Genomic DNA, 18,185 nt, shown 5'->3' on the forward strand with positions numbered 1-18,185 from the left:
TGAATGAGTTGAAACGGAGGTTTTGTTTTTGCTGACAAAAGAATGGCGTATTCTCACGATTAATCCTGGCTCTACCTCAACAAAAATCGGTGTGTTTCATAATGAACGATCTATTTTTGAAACGACATTAAGACATACAGATGAGGAAATCAAGCAGTTTCCTCATATCATTGATCAATTTTCATTCCGTAAAGAAACCATTTTAAAAACACTGCATGAACAGGGGATGAACATCTCAAAGTTTGATGCAGTTTGCGCACGCGGTGGTCTGCTTCGCCCGATTGAAGGTGGCACATATGAAGTAAATGAGCAAATGGTTGAAGATCTAAAAGAAGGGTATGCTGGCCAGCACGCCTCTAATCTAGGCGGAATCATTGCCCGAGAAATTGCACTTGGTCTTAACATCCCAGCTTTTATTGTTGATCCCGTAGTCGTAGATGAACTACAGCCAATTGCTCGTATTTCAGGACTGCCAACAATTGAGCGGAAAAGCATTTTTCATGCGTTAAATCAAAAAGCAGTCGCAAGAAAAACGGCTGCTTCGTTTGGAAAACGTTATGAAGATTTGAACATGATCATTACCCATATGGGCGGCGGAATTACGATTGGTGTACATCAAAAAGGAAAAGTCATTGATGTGAATAACGGTCTTCATGGTGAGGGTCCTTTCAGCCCAGAGCGGGCAGGTACTCTCCCAACAGGTGACCTTGTCAATTTATGCTTTTCTGGTGAATATTCGCAAGAGGAAATGCTCAAACGCATTATTGGCGAAGGCGGTCTTGCGGGCTATCTTGGCACGACAGATGCAGTAAAAGTAGAGCGAATGATTGAAGCAGGCGATGAGCGTGCGGCGCTTATTTATGAAGCGATGTGCTATCAAATTGCCAAAGAAATTGGTGCGGCTAGTGCGGTTTTAAAAGGAGCTGTTGACGTCATAGTGTTAACAGGTGGCCTTGCATACAGCAAACAAATTACATCAAGCATTAGAGGATACATTGACTGGATTTCAGATGTTGTTGTGTACCCAGGCGAAAATGAATTGCAATCCTTAGCAGAAGGAGCGCTTCGCATTTTAAAAGAAGAAGAATCACCAAAAGAATACCCAAATGATCAAAAGGCGGAGAAAGGAGTGACAAGTCATGGCAACTGAATATGACCTCGTCATTCTTGGTGGAGGCACAGGCGGCTATGTAGCGGCCATTCGTGCCTCTCAACTTGGATTGAAAACAGCAGTCGTAGAAAAATCAAAGCTCGGTGGAACATGTCTTCATAAAGGCTGTATCCCATCTAAAGCGCTGCTTAGAAGTGCAGAAGTCTATCAAACGGTCAAACGTGCCGCTGATTTTGGCGTTGAAGCAAGCGGAATTGCCTTACAATTTGCAAGCGTACAGAAAAGAAAAACAGAGATTGTCGACAAATTAGCAGGCGGCGTCAAACACTTAATGAAACAAGGAAAAATTGATGTATACGAAGGAATAGGCCGTATCCTAGGCCCTTCGATTTTTTCGCCAATGCCGGGAACCATCTCGGTAGAAATGGCGAGTGGCGATGAAAATGAAATGCTGATTCCTAAGCAGGTCATCATTGCGACTGGATCAAGACCGCGCGTCCTGCCCGGACTTGAAGCGGATGGAACACACATCCTTACATCAGACGAAGCACTTGAACTGCAAGAACTCCCTCAGTCCATGCTGATTGTCGGCGGAGGCGTGATTGGGATCGAATGGGCTTCCATGCTTAACGATTTTGGCGTAAAAGTCACAGTGATCGAATTTGCAGATCGCATTTTGCCAACAGAGGATCAAGATATTTCTAAAGAAATGGAAAAGCTTTTAACGAAAAAGGGCATCACCTTAGTGACAAATGCGAAGGTTCTGCCAGATACTGCCGAAAAGCATGAGAATCTGGTCAAGATCCAAGTGGAACAAGGTGGAGACACTCAGTCGTTTGAAGCAGAGAAACTGCTTCTTTCAGTTGGCCGAGTGCCAAACGTGGAAGGCATAGGTCTTGAAAACACGGACATCCAGACAGAAAATCATGGCATTGTCGTGAATGAGCATTACCAAACGAAAGAGTCGCATATTTACGCAATAGGTGATGTCATTGGCGGTCTTCAGCTGGCGCATGTCGCATCACATGAAGGCATGATTGCAGTAGAACATATGGCTGGTCAAGATCCAAAGCCGCTTGATGAAACGCTCGTGTCTAAATGTGTGTACTCTCACCCAGAAACCGCTAGTGTTGGGCTGACTGAACAGGCGGCAAAAGAGCAAGGCTACGAAGTCAAGATTGGGAAGTTTCCCTTCATGGCGATTGGAAAAGCGCTTGTATTTGGAGAGTCTGATGGATTTGTCAAAATCATTGCTGACCAAAAGACAGATGATATCTTAGGGATTCATATGATTGGTCCTCATGTAACAGATATGATATCTGAAGCTGGATTAGCCAAAGTATTAGATGCAACTCCGTGGGAAGTGGGGCAGACGATCCACCCGCACCCAACCTTGTCAGAAGCAATTGGCGAGGCAGCACTGGCTGTTGACGGAAAGGCGATCCATTTTTAATCAAGGAGGGAAACATGATGAGTAACATGCGTCATCAGGAGTTAGGATTATCAGATGAACAAGCGATTGACATATATAGAACCATGCTTTTAGCAAGAAAAATTGATGAACGGATGTGGCTGTTAAACCGTTCTGGAAAAATTCCATTCGTCATCTCTTGTCAAGGACAGGAAGCGCAGCAAGTCGGTGCCGCTTTTGCCCTCAATAGGGAAGAGGATTACGTTTTACCTTATTACCGTGATATGGGGGTTGTCCTTGCATTCGGGATGACGGCGAAAGATTTAATGATGTCTGGTTTTGCGAAAAAAGACGATCCAAACTCAGGCGGGAGACAGATGCCAGGTCATTTTGGGCAAAGATCAAACCGAATTGTGACTGGATCATCACCTGTGACAACACAGGTTCCTCATGCGGTTGGCATCGCACTTGCCGGGCGTCTAGAGCAAAAGAATTTTGTTAGCTTTGTGACGTTCGGTGAAGGCTCTTCAAACCAAGGAGACTTTCACGAAGGCGCCAACTTTGCTGCGGTGCATAAGCTGCCTGTTATTTTCATGTGTGAAAACAATAAGTATGCGATTTCTGTCCCGTATGACAAACAAGTGGCATGTGAGCGTATTTCAGATCGTGCAATAGGGTACGGAATGCCGGGTGTGACGGTTGATGGAAATGATCCGCTTGAAGTGTATGCAGCGGTCAAAGAAGCGAGAGACCGTGCGGCAAGAGGCGAAGGCCCAACATTGATTGAAACCATTTCTTACCGGTTAACTGCGCATTCAAGTGATGACGATGATTCTAGCTATCGAGAAAAGGAAGAAGTGCTCGAAGCTAGAAAGAAAGATCCGCTCATTCAATATGAAACGTACTTAATCGAAGGAAATGTCATGACTTCTGAAATGAAAGAAGACATGACAAAAGAAATCATGCAAATCGTAAACGAAGCTACTGATGAAGCGGAAAACGCAGCTTATGCCGATGCAGAAAGCGCACTTCGTTACGTGTATGCGGAGTAAGGGGGAAGAAAAATGCCTGTTATGTCATATATAGACGCTATCACATTAGCGATGAAAGAAGAAATGGAGCGAGATCCGAAAGTGTTTGTGCTCGGAGAGGATGTCGGGAAAAAAGGCGGCGTATTTAAAGCAACAGCGGGTCTTTACGAGCAATTTGGAGAAGCGCGCGTCATGGATACACCTCTTGCCGAATCAGCGATTGCAGGTGTAGGTATTGGGGCTGCTATGTATGGAATGCGTCCGATCGCGGAGATGCAATTTGCGGATTTTATTATGCCAGCCATCAACCAAATCATTTCAGAGGCTGCAAAAATTAGATATCGTTCCAATAATGATTGGAGCTGCCCAATGGTCATTCGTGCTCCTTACGGGGGCGGCGTACACGGGGCGCTTTATCATTCACAATCTGTCGAAGCCATTTTTGCCAATCAGCCAGGCTTAAAGATTGTGATGCCTTCTACACCTTATGATGTCAAAGGGTTGTTAAAAGCCGCAGTGCGTGATCCAGATCCTGTATTGTTCTTTGAACACAAACGTGCATACCGTCTCATTAAAGGAGAAGTGCCTGAAGAGGATTATACGCTCCCTATTGGAAAAGCGGATGTGAAACGAGAAGGCGATGACATTACGGTCATTACATATGGCCTTTGTGTTCATTTTGCCCTCCAAGCAGCAGAGCGCCTTGCGAAGGACGGAATTTCTGCTCATATTCTCGATTTACGTACAGTGTACCCGCTTGATCAAGAAGCGATTATTGAAGCGGCATCAAAAACAGGGAAAGTACTCTTGTTAACAGAAGATACAAAAGAAGGAAGCATCATGAGTGAAGTGGCGGCCATCATTTCAGAGCACTGCTTGTTTGATTTAGATGCGCCAATTAAACGTCTAGCAGGACCTGATATCCCTGCAATGCCTTATGCACCGACAATGGAGAAATTCTTCATGGTTAATCCGGATAAGGTAGAAGCTGAAATGAGAGAACTAGCGGCGTTTTAAGAAAGAGGAGGGTTTCAAAGTGGCAACTGAACAAATGAAAATGCCTCAGCTTGGTGAAAGTGTAACAGAAGGAACCATTAGCAAATGGCTCGTTTCACCTGGCGATCATGTGAATAAATACGATCCGATTGCGGAAGTCATGACAGATAAAGTAAATGCAGAGGTTCCGTCATCCTTTACAGGAACAATCACTAAACTAGCGGCTGCAGAGGGTGATACACTTCAAGTAGGAGAAGTGTTTTGTGAAATTGAAGTAGAAGGCAGTGCGCAGCAGAGTGCGAAAATAGAAGAGGCGCCTGCGCAAGATGAAGCACCAGAACCTGACCAAACAAATGTGGATCAGAGTCAAAAGAAACGATACTCTCCGGCAGTCCTGCGTTTAGCAGATGAGCACGGAATTGATTTAGCGACTGTTCAAGGAACGGGAGCTGGCGGCAGAATCACAAGAAAAGATTTGCTGAAGCTTATCGAAAGTGGAGGCGCAAAAGAAACAGCAGCACCTGCTAGTGAAAGAACAAGTCAAAAAGAGCCTGCTCAGTCGACACAAGGAAAAGCGGCTCCTTCCATCCCTTCAATGCCTGGAGATGTTGAACTGCCGGTCACTCCGATTAGACAGGCGATTGCCGCAAACATGCTAAGAAGCAAGCATGAAATTCCACATGCCTGGACGATGATGGAAGTGGATGTGACAAACCTTGTGACAAGAAGAAATCAGCTAAAAGATCAATTCAAAGCAAAAGAAGGCTTTAATTTGACGTTCTTTGCGTTCTTTGTCAAAGCAGTGGCTCAGGCCTTAAAGGAATTCCCTGAAATGAACAGTATGTGGGCTGGTGATAAAATTGTTCAAAAGAAAGCGATCAATGTCTCCATTGCTGTTGCGACAGATGACGCTCTTTTTGTCCCAGTGATTAAAGATGCGGATGAGAAAACGATTAAGGGAATCGCCAAAGAAATTCATGAACTTGCTTTCAAGGTCAGACAAGGCAAACTGAAGCAAAGTGACATGGAAGGCGGCACTTTCACTGTGAACAACACAGGATCATTTGGTTCGATTCAATCAATGGGGATCATTAACTATCCGCAAGCAGCCATTTTACAAGTAGAATCTATTGTAAAGCGCCCGATGATTGTAAATGGTATGATTGCCGCGAGAGATATGGTGAATCTTTGTCTTTCATTAGATCATAGAGTACTCGATGGTCTTGTATGCGGTAGATTCCTGCAAAGAATTAAACAAATTCTTGAAGGCATTGACGAAGAGACGTCCGTCTATTAAGCTCATTTATATGTCCCCTTCTCACAATGAGAGGGGGATTTCCATATCAATCAGAAAGGAGCCATGAGATGTCTGGACTAGATTTTTTTGCTTTTCTTACGATCGGTCTGATGTTTATCACAGCCATTGCGTTCGCTTTTCTTCGGTATATTTCCAAATCACGCAATCATCCTGAACGCTTACTGCTCATCATATCGATCGTTTCAATCATTCAAATCGCCTATTGCTTGTTGATGATAGGTGGATTTAAAGGAGTCGCCAATAGTTTATTAGGCATTTCCCTTCTGATAGGTACACTGCTAGGGTATGCACTTGAATATTTATACAGACGTTATATCAAAAAAACGCCCGCATCGAAATGATGCAGGCGTTTTCTTTATTCTGCTGGAACGATAAAGGTCAAATGCTGTTTTAATACTTCAAGGGAAGAAGGAGCGGTCATGTATACTTCTCCATCTGTATCTGCATCCATTTCCTCTTTAGTATGAATATGAATGCTGGATGCTTGTATAAGAGACAGGTCACCTTTAAAATCCTCTAGCTCTTCACGGTTCATTGAAAAAATCTCTTTTAAAGCAGAGAAACTCGTATTTCTGCAAATTAAAATTTCGACTTTTCCATCATCAATTGAAGCATTTGGCAGATCTATTTTATTTGTACCGATAAAGTGCCCATTCATGACAAGGACAATCACAGCTTCTTCTTCCCAGTTTTCCTCTTCCGTTTCAATGCGTACATAGAAAGGTTCTGTCTGCTGAAGGGTTCGAAGAGCGCTCGTGAAGTAGCTGATTTTTCCGAGGACAGCTTTTTCTTTATCATTAATATTGTTTGAGGTATCTGCGATGAGACCAATCCCCCAAAAATTTAAAAGGTATCGATCCTCTGCTTTGATTAAATCGACCTTTTTTTCAGTGCCATCTATCACCATTTGAGCGGCCTTTGGCATCTGCTGAGGGATGCCCAGCGTTCTAGAAAAGTCATTGCACGTCCCGCCAGGTAAGATCGCTACAGTCGGCCTTTTTTCTAAACCGCCAATTCCATTCATACATTCATGGACGGTTCCGTCTCCACCTAGTATAATCAGCAATTCAACCGACTCATCCATCTCACGGCAGAAATGATAGGCATCATTCGGCTGTTTTGTAGGCTTAAGGATGAGTTCATCAATATGTAAAGAAAGAAGAGGCACTGTTTGACCTAGTGTTTTTTCCATGTTTTTTTGTCCAGCATTTCCGTTATAAATGAGTATCGCTTTTTTGAATTGTGCCATCACGCAGTTCTCCCTTTCATCACTTTACTATCACTTTTCCCCAATTCCACAGGTCATAAACGACGTTTGAAAAAAGTGAAGGGTGCGAAACAAGACATTTGCCCGCCGGCGTTTTCCTTGATATGATGTAGTTAAAATGGTTTGGTACGTAGAAGGAGTGGACGGTTATGAATATTGATTTTAATTTATTTATGAATGATATTGTGAAACAAGCACGAGAAGAGATTAAACAGGCAGGTTATACGGAACTGACAACAGCTGAAGAAGTCGATGAAGCGCTGACGAAAAAAGGAACGACACTTGTCATGGTGAATTCAGTGTGCGGCTGTGCAGGCGGTATTGCTAGACCAGCGGCTGGTTATTCTGTTCATTACGATAAGCGTCCAGATCAATTGCTCACAGTGTTTGCTGGACAGGACAAAGAAGCAACCGCAAGAGCACGTGAATACTTTGAAGGCTTCCCGCCATCTTCACCATCATTTGCTCTATTAAAAGACGGGAAAATCATTAAAATGGTCGAACGTCACGAAATCGAAGGACATGAACCGATGGAAGTGGTGTCAAAACTTCAAGCCGCTTTCGATGAGTATTGCGAAGAAGTGTAACATGTTACTTTTGAATGAATCATTTAGAGGCAGTCCGGTCTTTTGATCGGTCTGTTTTTTTGTTTTATATGACATACGAATCAAAATAATTTTAGCAAAATACTATTGCATATCAAAAAGAAAGTGTTTAAAATACATTATAGTGAATAAATATTCAAATCTACTCATGATTTTAAATACTAGGAGGCATTATCATATGAAAAAGTGGTTATTATTACTTATGACAGCTGGTCTTGCAGCTGCATTAGCAGCATGCGGAACTTCTTCTAATAATTCAAACGCATCAGGAGACGACAAAACACTCATTATGGCGACTTCAGCAGATTATCCGCCATTTGAATCAAAAGACGGTGATAAAATTATCGGTTTTGATGTCGACCTTGCTACAGCTCTAGCGAAAAAGAACGGCTACAAGCTAGAAATTCAAGATATGGACTTTGCAAGCCTCGTGTCAGCTCTTAAAACAAATAAAGCTGATATTGTGCTTGCAGGCATGACACCTACTGAAAAGCGTAAAAAACAAGTTGATTTCTCAGATGTTTACTACAATGCTGAAAACTTGGTTGTATCAAAAAAATCTAGCGGTATAAAAACAGAGAAAGATTTAAAAGACAAAACGGTTGGCGTTCAATTAGGTTCTATCCAGCAAGATGAAGCAAACGGATTGCAAAAGAAATATAACTTAACAGTTGAAGATCGTAATAAAATTTCTGATATCATTCAAGAAATTAAAGCAGGCCGTTTTGATGCAGCTATTATTGAAGATAAAGTAGCGGCGGGCTACTTGAAAAAGGAAAAAGATTTCCAAGCATTTGGATTGAATAGCTCAAACGAAGGTTCAGCCATTGCATTCAAAAAAAATAGTGACTTAACAGCGAAATTCAATAAATCATTAAAAGAAATGAAGGATAATGGCGAACTTGATAAACTCATTAAAAAATGGTTTGCTGATGAAAAGTAAGTCAGGAAAAGGATCAGCGTCATTCATGAAAATCAAGTAGAAAGCGCTGAAAAGTTCAACATGTGTTGAACTTTTTTCCTGTTTATTCTTTGATTTTATCTGAAGGAAAAAAAGGAGAATATCATGATGGATTTTAAAGATGTAATACCTCAGATGCCCTTTATTTTAGAAGGTCTTAAAGTAACGCTTTCTATTGTTGTGGTATCACTGTTCCTTGGTTTTATTTTAGGAATCTTATTAACGCTCTGTAAAATTAGTGTATTTAAGCCGCTTATCTGGCTAGCCGATTTTTATACGTCAATCTTCCGAGGCACACCGCTTGTGCTTCAGCTTTTGATTATTTATTTTGGTCTTCCCCAGCTGCTCGGCTTTCAAATTGATCAATACTGGGCGGCTGTCGCAGCATTTTCACTAAACTCGGCGGCGTACGTTTCTGAGATCATTCGTGCAGGAATCAATGCCATTGATAAAGGGCAAAAAGAAGCGGCCGTTGCTTTAGGTATCCCGTATGCTAAAATGATGAAAGACTTATTGCTTCCGCAAGCATTCAAAAATATTTCACCAGCACTTGTGAACGAAACGATTACACTGACAAAAGAATCAGCGATTGTCACAGTCATTGGACTTGGCGATGTCATGAGACGAGCCTATCAAGCAGGTGCCGTCACCTATAACTATCTTGAACCGCTAATTTTTGCGGGTCTCATCTATTATGTCATCGTGCTTATTCTTACCTTCGTCGGCAAATCGGTGGAAAGGAAGTTAAAATCAAATGATTAAAATAGAGAAACTCACAAAATCTTTCGGTAAAAATGAAGTGTTGAAAGGGATTGATACCACGATTAAAGAAGGCGAAGTGGTAGCTGTCATCGGGCCGTCTGGTTCAGGAAAATCAACATTTCTTCGCTGTATTAACTTACTTGAAAAACCGACTTCTGGAGTGATTACGATTCAGGGGACGGAAATTACCAATCCAAAAACAAATGCACTAAAAGTGCGCGAGAATATTGGTATGGTGTTTCAACATTTTCACTTATTCCCGCACAAAACAGTGCTAGAAAATATTACGTATGCGCCAATGAATGTAAAGAACCAATCGAAGGAAGACAGCATCAAGCAGGCAGAGGAGCTTTTAAAAAAGGTCGGACTTCTAGAGAAAAAAGATGATTATCCGAACCGGCTGTCAGGTGGTCAAAAGCAGCGTGTCGCCATTGCACGTGCTCTTGCAATGACACCAGATATCATGCTTTTTGACGAGCCGACGTCTGCTCTTGATCCAGAAATGGTAAAGGAAGTATTAGAGGTCATGAAAGAGCTCGCTCAATCTGGGATGACGCTGATGATCGTCACACATGAAATGGGCTTTGCAAAAGAAGTGGCAGACCGTGTGATTTTTATGGATGATGGGAAAATTGTAGAGGATGCCAATCCTGTAGAATTCTTTGAATCTCCGTCTTCACAGCGTGCTCAAGATTTCTTACAAAAAATATTATAATGAAAAAAACGAGGAGGAGACTTAACATCTCCTTCTTTTTTTGATTATAATGGGGAAAGTAAAAAAAGTTCATCATTTCACAAAAGTAGACAGAAAAGAGTGAATCACATCATGTTTAAAATCGGCTACCGAACGCTGAAAACAGCATTAGGAACAGCTCTAGCCATTTACATTGCACAAATGCTCGGTCTGCAAAACTATTCAGCTGCCGGCATTATTACGATCCTATGTATTCAGGTGACGAAAAAAAGGTCACTCCTCGCATCTGGGGCCCGCTTTGCCGCATGCAGTCTTGCCATCTTATTTTCTTATTTATTTTTTGATCTGATTGGGTATCATCCTTTCGTCATTGGACTGATGCTGCTCGTCTTTATTCCAACAACGGTCTTGCTTCGGATTAAAGAAGGGATTGTCACAAGTTCAGTGATTATCCTTCATTTGTATATGTCTGGAGGCATTACGCTTCATCTCATCTGGAATGAGCTTTTACTCATCACCATTGGTGTAGGGGTCGCACTTATTATGAACCTGTATATGCCTAGCGTTGATAAAAAGCTGAAACAATACAGTGAACAAATTGAAGCGAATTTTGCGAAAATCTTTGAAGAAATCGAGCAATATTTAATGACCGGAAAACAAGACTGGACAGGAAAAGAAATTCCAGAGACGCATCAATTGATTAAAGAAGCGAAAGCTCTTGCATACCGTGATGTTGAAAATCATGTCTTAAGACATGAAAATCTGTATTATCATTATTTCAACATGAGACAAAAGCAATTTGAAATCATTGAGCGGGTGCTTCCGAAAATTACGTCCATTTCTGTTACAACGGAGCATGGGCAAATCATTGCAGAATATATTAGAGATTTACGAGAACATATTCACCCAGGGAACACGGCGCATAAGTTCTTAAGGCGCCTGATTGATATGAAAGAAGAGTTTGATGCACTGCCGCTTCCGCAAACACGTGAAGAATTTGAAGCTAGAGCCGCACTCTTTCATTTTCTCGGGGAAATGGAACAATATTTGGTACTGAAAAGCTATTTTAAAGGGATGAAAGAATAAAGACGCATGAGTTCCTCCTTCATTGGTCAATCTAATGAAAAAGGAGGAGCCTATGCGTCTTTTATTTTATACTGTGCTGACCATGTCCCTTTCACCCATCTGGCCGCTCGGGCAAAACCCGCTTCCAGGAGACCCGTATGTCATTATTAATAAACAAACGAACGAGCTTGCGTATATTGATCATGGGAAAATTCAAAAAGTCTACCCGGCTTCTACTGGCAAAACAGCTGATTTAACGCCAGAAGGTGAATTTACAATTATGATCAAAGCGAAAGATCCTTATTACAGAAGAAAAAATATTGAAGGCGGCGCGAAGAATAACCCACTCGGCCGAAGGTGGATTGGATTTGATGCGCGAGGAACCGACGGGAGAATCTATGGAATTCATGGAACAAGTGATGAGACATCGATAGGGAAATTTATTACGGCAGGCTGTGTACGTCTTCATAATCAAGATGTAGAACGGCTATTTGATCAGCTTCCAGTTGGTACAAAAGTATGGATCACGAAATCAAGCGATGCATTTGAAAAACTGGCCAAAGACAAACAGGCCATTCGTTAAAAAACGAATCACCTGCTTGTCTGCTTTTTTATCAACACTTTATAAAAAGGCTGCCGCTCCTGCTAAAAGTGAAGAAATTAACAGTAAGCTAATCATGAGCAATACCATAAATTTCATGAATTTCTGAGACATATCGCACCCCTATAATCAAATGTTTTTGCGACGAGCGCACCTTTCTTTATTCTAGCTCGTTTTTACGCAGGCGACAAGTGATGTACAAAGGAAGTGAACGGATGAATCAAATCGATCATATTGCCATTGCCGTTTTTTCAATTCATAAAACAGCACGTACGTTCTCCAGGCTGTTTAACTGGGAATTTTCAGACATAGAAGTACTTCCAAATCAAGGGGTCAAAGTATCTTTTGCTTCCCTAGGTGATCTGCACATTGAGTTGATTGAACCGATGTCGGATCACAGCACATTACATACCTTTTTAACAAAAAGAGGAGAGGGGCTTCATCATATTGCATTAAAGTCAGGTGACATTCAGGCTGATCTCAGTCAACTTGACGAGCTCGGCATGCAGCTCATTCAAAAGGGCGCACAAAATGGTGCGAACGGAAAGCGCATCGCGTTTATTTCACCAAAAGAAACGTCAGGTGTGCTAATTGAATTGTGTGAACCTTTGAAAGGAGAGAAACAGGAAGATGCATGAATCGTTCAATGACTTGTCTGAATGGCGCGAGAAAGCTTTAAGGGGCGGCGGTGAAAAACGAGCAGCGGCTCACCGAAACAAAGGAAAGCTGACTGTTCGGCAGCGGCTTCATGAACTTCTTGATGAAGGCAGCTTTATGGAAATTCAGTCATTTGCTAAAGGCTGCCGCTCAGAGCATTTAGGGGATGGCGTTGTCACTGGGACGGGACTGATTCATGGGAGACAAGTAGGTGTATATGCACAAGATGCGACCGTGTACGGGGGTTCGCTAGGGGACATGCATGCGAAAAAAATAGCGGCTTTAATGGATTTGGCGGCTAAAAATCAAATGCCTGTTATCGGTCTAAAAGACTCAGGTGGTGCGAGAATTCAAGAGGGTGTGGTATCATTAGAGGGATATGGTCAGATTTTTAAACGGAATGTGCTGTACTCTGGTCAAATTCCGCAAATATCCGTTATTTTAGGCTCCTGTGCGGGAGGTGCAGTTTATTCACCTGCATTGACGGATTTTGTTTTCATGACGGAGCAAACAGCTCATATGTTTTTAACTGGTCCGAAAGTGATAGAAAAAGCAACAGGAGAGACGGTCTGTCCTGACCGGCTTGGAGGTGCAGCAGTTCAGCATCAAACAAGTGGGAATGTGCACTATACAGGGAAAGATGAGAGAGACGTGTTAAAAGCAGTTCGAACGCTTTTAACGTACATACCAACGAACCGACGGCCTGTCATTCATCGTAAGGTGCAAAAGCATGATGCAAGCGATCTTGGGAACATCTTGCCAAAGGAGCCATCACGCACTTATGATGTCAAACAAGTGGTGACAGCGATCACCGACCACGGCTCATTTTTTGAAACGCAGCGTTGTTTCTCCAAAAATATCGTCACAGGTTTTGCCAGATTACAAGGGTCTTCCATTGGTCTTGTAGCCAATCAGCCTAAGGTGCTGGCAGGAAGCCTTGACCTCGATGCTGCTGATAAAGCGGCTCGTTTTATTCGATTTTGCGATGCATTTCATATTCCCATTTTAACCCTTGTGGACGTTCCTGGATTTTTGCCAGGGGAGAAAGCCGAGCATGCAGGCATTATCCGCCACGGCGCAAAGCTTCTGTATGCGTATGCTGAGGCGACCGTTCCAAAAATCACTGTGATTTTGCGAAAGGCATTTGGCGGTGCATACGTTGCGATGAATAGTAAGGGCTTAGGTGCTGACTTTGTGTATGCATGGCCAGAGGCAGAAATTGATGTCATGGGAAAATCGTTTGCAGACGAAATTGTTCATCCTGCTTTGCGTGAGGTGGACAATGAACCTAGTGTCATGAAGGCAGCACAATTAGGATTAATCGACGATATTTTAATGCCAGATGAAACGAGAGAGCGGCTCATTCGCTCATTTGACCTGCTTCGCAGTAAGGAAGAAGATAGACCGTTAAAAAAGCATGGAAACATGCCGCTATAAGAGGAGGAGCATCATCATGATCAATGAGAAACGCTTATTAGACGAATTTTTAGAACTTGTTCAGATCGATTCAGAAACAAAACATGAAGAAAAAATTGTTGAAGTCCTAAAAGAGAAATTTACTAGTTTAGGGCTTAATGTAGTTGAAGATGATTCAAAAGAGACAACCGGCCATGGAGCAGGCAATCTTATTTGCACACTTGAAGGGAATCAAGAGGCAGATACGATTTATTTTACTTCTCATATGGATACAGTTGTACCAGGTAATGGTGTTAAGCCAGTCATTGAAGACGGCTATGTCAAGACAGATGGCACAACCATTCTTGGTGCTGACGATAAAACAGGGCTTGCCGCGATGTTTGAAGCGATCCGTGTCCTAAAAGAGAAAAATGTACCGCATGGCAAGATTGAATTTGTCATTACAGCTGGTGAAGAATCAGGACTTGTAGGAGCAAAAGCGTTAGATCCAAAACTGATGACAGCAAAATATGGTTATGCGCTTGATTCAGATGGCAAGGTCGGTACCATCATCGTGGCTGCGCCAACACAGGCGAAAGTACGTGCAACCATTTACGGCAAAACAGCTCACGCAGGTGTGGCACCTGAAAAAGGCGTCTCTGCGATTACGATTGCATCAAAAGCGATCGCCAGCATGCCGCTTGGCCGTATTGATGAAGAAACAACGGCGAATATCGGCCGCTTTGAAGGCGGAACACAAACGAATATTGTCTGTGATCAAGTGGATATTTTGGCAGAGGCACGTTCTTTAGAACCGGCAAAAATGGAAGCGCAAGTAGCGAAAATGAAAGAAGCCTTTGAAAAAACCGCTAAAGAAATGGGCGGAAGTGCCGATGTACAAATTGACATCATGTATCCAGGCTTTAAATTCTCACACGGCGATCAAGTCGTTGAAGTGGCGAAAAAAGCGGCTGCGAAAATTGGCCGTCCTTCAGAACTACAGACAAGCGGGGGAGGCAGTGATGCAAACGTCATTGCTGGAAACGGCATCCCGACCGTCAACCTAGCTGTTGGATATGAAGATATTCATACGAAAAATGAGAAAATGCCGATTGAAGAATTAGTCAAGACAGCTGAAATGGTTCTCGCCATTATCGAAGAAACGACAAATCCATCGTAAAGGCAGGAGACTCTGTGAGCACGCAAAAGATCATTATTTTCCAAGTGGGACAAGAGGATTTTGGTATCAGCGTAGAACATATACGCTCAATTGAGAAGGTCCCTTATTTACAAGAAGTATCGAACCTTCCAAAAGAGATTAAAGGACTCATGTCGTTAAGAGGAGAGGTCATTCCAGTCAGTGACACAGGTGTCATGCTGCACGGAAAACCTCTGGATGTAACCGAACAGTCTAAGGTTCTACTATTTGAATTGAACGATCAAATGATTGGCTGCCTTGTTTCTGATGCAAAAGATATCATTGATATCGAGTTAAGTGAGATCAAGCCATTTCATATGAACACAAAAGCATCTGAATATTTCTTCGGCGTCGTTGAGAGAGAGAACAAGATGATTTTACAAGTGGACCCTAATAAGTTTCTAGGGAAAATTGAGGATCTTGATCAATTGCCTGAGCGATTGAAAGAGGAATTGGCATAAACAAAGGCCCCTTATCCATGGATAAGGGGTCATTTTGCGTGCCGGAACTCACGTTGTTGCGCTCTATGTTCACGCTGAACAGAAGACAAATATAGCCCCCTTACCTTGTTCGGGTAAGGGGGCTATAATTTATTCAGCTGCTGGGTTAATTGAATCGTTTGTCGCAGCTTTTGTTTTTGATTTTTGGTACATCACATTTAAAATAATTGTTTGAATGGTGAGTAAAAGTCCACTTGTCATCCAATATAAAGGAAGAGCAGCGGGAGCATTAATTGATAGAAACAGCATCATGACTGGGAAAATCATGCCCATGATTTTTGCTTGTTTCAGTGCAGCTTCTGTTTGGGTGCCTGTTTGCTTTGCAAATTTTTGTGTGACATAAAATTGCAAGAAATACATGGCTCCTGCAAAGATCGCCACCAAAAGATCAGTTTGTCCTAAGTTAAACCATAAGAACGAATGCGTTGCGATCTCAGGTGTTGAGCGGATTGCTGAGTAAAAGCCAAGAACAATTGGGATTTGAATCAGCATCGGCAGACAGCCCATTGCCAGCGGGTTCACATTGTTGTCTTTATATACTTTCATCATTTCCATTTGCAGCTCTTTTTGTTTTTCAGGTTCTTTCGTTTTCTTCAATTTGCTTTGTATTTGGTCAATCTGAGGTTTAACGAGTGCCATTTTCTCTTGCATCACTCTCTGCTTTTTAAATTGGTTTGCAAAAAGCGGGAAAATAAGCAGCCGGACAATCAATGTCACGAACATAATAGATAAACCGTAGTCATCATGGAAAAAGTTCGCAAGCCAGATAATCAACTCAGAAAAAGGCTGAACAAAATAATGATGGAAAAACCCATCAGAGCTTGTATTTGTTTGCGCACTTGCAGCAAATGCAGGTGACGCTACCATCATAAAAAATAAAGTCGTACAAATAGTCAATAAACGTTTCAATTCATTTCCTCCTCAATAATAAAATCTAATAAGAGAGAGGAAGCGAATGGTCTTCATCATCATTTGATGATCTTTTCATTCGAATGACTTTACTAATCCAAGTTGTAATGCGATCATATATGATAAACAGAAAGTCTGTTCGATTCAAACAAGATGCATCCAACTCTTCTAAACGATGTCCTCCGAGGTGCTCGTTCATTCGGCAGTCTTTTAATAAGAAAGCAATACCGATGGCGGTCAGCGCTGGAAGAATAATCGTAAAGAATTCAACAAGGAAAAAGACTTCATTGAATGTATCAATAATCATGATTATCACATCCATTTCATTACTCACAGTGTACTATACACCATATGAAATGTCTAATGGAACAAACAGGTGAAATCAAGGTGAAGTGAAGGAAAGTAGATCACCTAAGGAGGCAAGCAAATGGCTGATTCTCAAAAGAAGGGGCGAATCATTTTTCATATTGATATGAATAGTTTTTATGCATCGGTAGAAATGGCGTATGATCCTTCTTTGAGAGGGAAACCTTTAGCCATTAGCGGAAATGCAAAAGAGCGCAAAGGGATAGTTGTGACCTGTAGCTACGAGGCAAGAGCACTCGGGGTGAAGCCGCCGATGCCACTCTGGGAAGCGAAGCGGCTATGTCCGGGACTGATTGTGCGTACACCCAACTTCGACCGGTACCGCAGCTCCTCACAAGAAATGTTTACCATACTAAGAGAATATAGTGACTTAGTTGAACCCGTTTCAATTGATGAAGGCTATATTGATTTAACCGATACACCTTATGCTGAGCATGCCGTGAAAACCGCTCATGATATTCAAACGAGGCTCGTAGAAGAGCTCATGCTTCCATCGAGTATTGGCATTGCACCGAATAAATTTCTAGCGAAGATGGCGTCTAATTGGAAAAAGCCAATGGGCATTACCATTTTGCGTAAACGAGATGTCCCGACAATGCTCTGGCCGCTCCCTGCAGGTGACATGCATGGGGTTGGACAGAAAACGGCAGATAAGCTGAAAACCATCGGAATTCATACTATTGAAGATTTAGCAAAAGCGAATGAATATGCGCTAAAAGAGTTATTAGGCATCAATGGACCGAGGTTAAAGCAAAAGGCAAACGGAGAGCATGACGGCATTGTCGATCCAGAAAGAATATACGAATTTAAATCTGTCGGCAATTCTTCCACTCTTCCTCACGATTCTGATGATACAGATGAACTCGTCTCATTAATAGAGAAACTGTCGCAATCGGTGAGTGCCAGATTACGAAGAAAAGAAGTGATGGCGAACCGGCTGCTCATTATGATTCGGTATGCAAGCTGGAAAAATATCACACGGAGCGTCACACTCACGAATCCAACTGATGGAAAGGAAGATCTATTTGAGGCGGCAAAGCAGCTATTCCTAAAGCATTGGAATGACCAGCCAGTAAGACTTTTAGGTGTGACGGGGACCGATCTTGTGGAACGAAAATCAGCCGTCAAGCAGCTTGATTTATTCTCTTATACAGAAGATGCAAAAGACGAACCGCTCCAATCTCTTTTAGACGGACTGAAAGAAAAATACGGTAAACCACTCATTCAAAGGGGAGTGACCATTAAGGAAAAAGAGAGCAAAACAAGTGGTACAAGTTTTAATAAAGACTTTTTTCAGGACGAAAGAGGAAATGACTAGTCTGAAAACTTGATAAAAGA

At 42.3% G+C, this 18,185-nt stretch carries 21 protein-coding genes; 17 read left to right on the forward strand and 4 right to left on the reverse strand.

Annotation, left to right across the window (positions count from 1 at the left end):
- Positions 1–28 precede the first annotated feature (28 nt).
- The 6 genes from buk (at position 29) to EBQ12_RS14480 (ending at position 6,208) form a co-directional block, all read left to right on the forward strand.
- Positions 29–1,150, forward strand: coding sequence for a butyrate kinase (buk, locus tag EBQ12_RS14455; RefSeq protein WP_017357958.1), 1,122 nt, complete (start codon positions 29–31; stop codon positions 1,148–1,150).
- Positions 1,140–2,564 (forward strand): dihydrolipoyl dehydrogenase, encoded by a 1,425-nt coding sequence (lpdA, locus tag EBQ12_RS14460; protein ID WP_125590458.1) that lies wholly within the window; start codon positions 1,140–1,142, stop codon positions 2,562–2,564. Before buk ends, lpdA begins: the two co-directional genes overlap by 11 nt.
- Positions 2,565–2,581: 17 nt before the next feature.
- Positions 2,582–3,574 carry a thiamine pyrophosphate-dependent dehydrogenase E1 component subunit alpha gene (locus tag EBQ12_RS14465; protein ID WP_017357956.1) on the forward strand — a complete coding sequence of 331 codons (993 nt, stop codon included), beginning with the start codon at positions 2,582–2,584 and terminating at the stop codon, positions 3,572–3,574.
- 12 nt (positions 3,575–3,586) lie between these two features.
- Entirely contained in the window at positions 3,587–4,570 is a 984-nt protein-coding gene (locus tag EBQ12_RS14470) for an alpha-ketoacid dehydrogenase subunit beta (RefSeq protein ID WP_007501148.1), read from the forward strand.
- 19 nt (positions 4,571–4,589) lie between these two features.
- Positions 4,590–5,846 (forward strand): dihydrolipoamide acetyltransferase family protein, encoded by a 1,257-nt coding sequence (locus EBQ12_RS14475; protein WP_125590460.1) that lies wholly within the window; start codon positions 4,590–4,592, stop codon positions 5,844–5,846.
- 68 nt (positions 5,847–5,914) lie between these two features.
- On the forward strand, positions 5,915–6,208 hold the full coding sequence (locus EBQ12_RS14480; RefSeq protein WP_008342236.1) for a YesK family protein: 294 nt from the start codon (positions 5,915–5,917) through the stop codon (positions 6,206–6,208).
- A gap of 14 nt (positions 6,209–6,222) precedes the next feature.
- On the opposite strand, the gene EBQ12_RS14485 is transcribed toward EBQ12_RS14480, so the two are convergent.
- Complete coding sequence (locus tag EBQ12_RS14485; protein ID WP_125590462.1) at positions 6,223–7,116, reverse strand: YegS/Rv2252/BmrU family lipid kinase; 894 nt, start codon at positions 7,114–7,116, stop codon at positions 6,223–6,225.
- 167 nt (positions 7,117–7,283) lie between these two features.
- On the opposite strand from EBQ12_RS14485, the gene EBQ12_RS14490 reads away from it, so the two are divergent.
- The 6 genes from EBQ12_RS14490 (at position 7,284) to EBQ12_RS14515 (ending at position 11,804) form a co-directional block, all read left to right on the forward strand.
- On the forward strand, positions 7,284–7,721 hold the full coding sequence (locus EBQ12_RS14490) for a BrxA/BrxB family bacilliredoxin (RefSeq protein ID WP_007501138.1): 438 nt from the start codon (positions 7,284–7,286) through the stop codon (positions 7,719–7,721).
- A 196-nt stretch (positions 7,722–7,917) separates the two neighbouring features.
- Positions 7,918–8,682, forward strand: a complete 765-nt coding sequence (locus EBQ12_RS14495) for a transporter substrate-binding domain-containing protein (RefSeq protein WP_008342238.1) — start codon at positions 7,918–7,920, stop codon at positions 8,680–8,682.
- A 126-nt stretch (positions 8,683–8,808) separates the two neighbouring features.
- The gene (artQ, locus tag EBQ12_RS14500; protein WP_008342239.1) at positions 8,809–9,462 is read left to right on the forward strand and encodes an arginine ABC transporter permease ArtQ; all 654 of its coding nucleotides are present in this window, start codon (positions 8,809–8,811) and stop codon (positions 9,460–9,462) included.
- The gene (artM, locus tag EBQ12_RS14505; protein WP_017357952.1) at positions 9,455–10,177 is read left to right on the forward strand and encodes an arginine ABC transporter ATP-binding protein ArtM; all 723 of its coding nucleotides are present in this window, start codon (positions 9,455–9,457) and stop codon (positions 10,175–10,177) included. Before artQ ends, artM begins: the two co-directional genes overlap by 8 nt.
- A gap of 111 nt (positions 10,178–10,288) precedes the next feature.
- Complete coding sequence (locus EBQ12_RS14510; RefSeq protein WP_007501130.1) at positions 10,289–11,242, forward strand: aromatic acid exporter family protein; 954 nt, start codon at positions 10,289–10,291, stop codon at positions 11,240–11,242.
- Between the two features lie 52 nt (positions 11,243–11,294).
- The gene (locus EBQ12_RS14515; protein ID WP_025207596.1) at positions 11,295–11,804 is read left to right on the forward strand and encodes a L,D-transpeptidase; all 510 of its coding nucleotides are present in this window, start codon (positions 11,295–11,297) and stop codon (positions 11,802–11,804) included.
- Between the two features lie 39 nt (positions 11,805–11,843).
- On the opposite strand, the gene prli42 is transcribed toward EBQ12_RS14515, so the two are convergent.
- Complete coding sequence (gene prli42 / locus EBQ12_RS19395) at positions 11,844–11,936, reverse strand: stressosome-associated protein Prli42 (protein ID WP_017357951.1); 93 nt, start codon at positions 11,934–11,936, stop codon at positions 11,844–11,846.
- A 101-nt stretch (positions 11,937–12,037) separates the two neighbouring features.
- Here prli42 and mce point away from each other — a divergent pair, with 101 nt between their 5' ends.
- The 4 genes from mce to EBQ12_RS14535 are packed head-to-tail and all read left to right on the forward strand — an operon-like array spanning position 12,038 to position 15,533.
- Entirely contained in the window at positions 12,038–12,460 is a 423-nt protein-coding gene (gene mce, locus EBQ12_RS14520) for a methylmalonyl-CoA epimerase (protein WP_113747202.1), read from the forward strand.
- On the forward strand, positions 12,453–13,916 hold the full coding sequence (locus EBQ12_RS14525) for an acyl-CoA carboxylase subunit beta (RefSeq protein WP_125590464.1): 1,464 nt from the start codon (positions 12,453–12,455) through the stop codon (positions 13,914–13,916). The genes mce and EBQ12_RS14525 overlap by 8 nt, the downstream gene beginning before the upstream one ends.
- Positions 13,917–13,932: 16 nt before the next feature.
- Positions 13,933–15,054: a tripeptidase T gene (locus EBQ12_RS14530; RefSeq protein ID WP_017367564.1), complete on the forward strand. Its 1,122-nt coding sequence runs from the start codon at positions 13,933–13,935 to the stop codon at positions 15,052–15,054.
- 14 nt (positions 15,055–15,068) lie between these two features.
- Positions 15,069–15,533 carry a chemotaxis protein CheW gene (locus EBQ12_RS14535; protein WP_008342245.1) on the forward strand — a complete coding sequence of 155 codons (465 nt, stop codon included), beginning with the start codon at positions 15,069–15,071 and terminating at the stop codon, positions 15,531–15,533.
- Between the two features lie 129 nt (positions 15,534–15,662).
- On the opposite strand, the gene EBQ12_RS14540 is transcribed toward EBQ12_RS14535, so the two are convergent.
- Positions 15,663–16,481 carry a membrane protein insertase YidC gene (locus tag EBQ12_RS14540; RefSeq protein WP_125590466.1) on the reverse strand — a complete coding sequence of 273 codons (819 nt, stop codon included), beginning with the start codon at positions 16,479–16,481 and terminating at the stop codon, positions 15,663–15,665.
- Between the two features lie 25 nt (positions 16,482–16,506).
- Positions 16,507–16,788 (reverse strand): hypothetical protein, encoded by a 282-nt coding sequence (locus EBQ12_RS14545; RefSeq protein ID WP_008342247.1) that lies wholly within the window; start codon positions 16,786–16,788, stop codon positions 16,507–16,509.
- 120 nt (positions 16,789–16,908) lie between these two features.
- Between EBQ12_RS14545 and EBQ12_RS14550 the strand changes: the two genes are divergently transcribed.
- Positions 16,909–18,165: a DNA polymerase IV gene (locus EBQ12_RS14550; RefSeq protein WP_024718903.1), complete on the forward strand. Its 1,257-nt coding sequence runs from the start codon at positions 16,909–16,911 to the stop codon at positions 18,163–18,165.
- The last annotated feature ends 20 nt before the right edge of the window (positions 18,166–18,185 follow it).

The organism is Bacillus sp. 2B09 (assembly GCF_003946835.1).
Taxonomy (GTDB): Bacteria; Bacillota; Bacilli; order Bacillales; family Bacillaceae; genus Bacillus; species Bacillus altitudinis.

Coding starts and splice junctions, on each gene's coding strand:
- artQ (WP_008342239.1), top strand. CDS start 8,809: ATGGATTTTAAAGATGTAATACCTCAGATGCCCTTTATTTTAGAAGGT.
- EBQ12_RS14550 (WP_024718903.1), top strand. CDS start 16,909: ATGGCTGATTCTCAAAAGAAGGGGCGAATCATTTTTCATATTGATATG.
- EBQ12_RS14515 (WP_025207596.1), top strand. CDS start 11,295: ATGCGTCTTTTATTTTATACTGTGCTGACCATGTCCCTTTCACCCATC.
- prli42 (WP_017357951.1), bottom strand. CDS start 11,936: ATGTCTCAGAAATTCATGAAATTTATGGTATTGCTCATGATTAGCTTA.
- EBQ12_RS14465 (WP_017357956.1), top strand. CDS start 2,582: ATGAGTAACATGCGTCATCAGGAGTTAGGATTATCAGATGAACAAGCG.
- mce (WP_113747202.1), top strand. CDS start 12,038: ATGAATCAAATCGATCATATTGCCATTGCCGTTTTTTCAATTCATAAA.
- lpdA (WP_125590458.1), top strand. CDS start 1,140: ATGGCAACTGAATATGACCTCGTCATTCTTGGTGGAGGCACAGGCGGC.
- EBQ12_RS14545 (WP_008342247.1), bottom strand. CDS start 16,788: ATGATTATTGATACATTCAATGAAGTCTTTTTCCTTGTTGAATTCTTT.
- EBQ12_RS14470 (WP_007501148.1), top strand. CDS start 3,587: ATGCCTGTTATGTCATATATAGACGCTATCACATTAGCGATGAAAGAA.
- EBQ12_RS14480 (WP_008342236.1), top strand. CDS start 5,915: ATGTCTGGACTAGATTTTTTTGCTTTTCTTACGATCGGTCTGATGTTT.
- EBQ12_RS14525 (WP_125590464.1), top strand. CDS start 12,453: ATGCATGAATCGTTCAATGACTTGTCTGAATGGCGCGAGAAAGCTTTA.
- artM (WP_017357952.1), top strand. CDS start 9,455: ATGATTAAAATAGAGAAACTCACAAAATCTTTCGGTAAAAATGAAGTG.
- EBQ12_RS14485 (WP_125590462.1), bottom strand. CDS start 7,116: ATGGCACAATTCAAAAAAGCGATACTCATTTATAACGGAAATGCTGGA.
- EBQ12_RS14530 (WP_017367564.1), top strand. CDS start 13,933: ATGATCAATGAGAAACGCTTATTAGACGAATTTTTAGAACTTGTTCAG.
- EBQ12_RS14510 (WP_007501130.1), top strand. CDS start 10,289: ATGTTTAAAATCGGCTACCGAACGCTGAAAACAGCATTAGGAACAGCT.
- EBQ12_RS14490 (WP_007501138.1), top strand. CDS start 7,284: ATGAATATTGATTTTAATTTATTTATGAATGATATTGTGAAACAAGCA.
- EBQ12_RS14495 (WP_008342238.1), top strand. CDS start 7,918: ATGAAAAAGTGGTTATTATTACTTATGACAGCTGGTCTTGCAGCTGCA.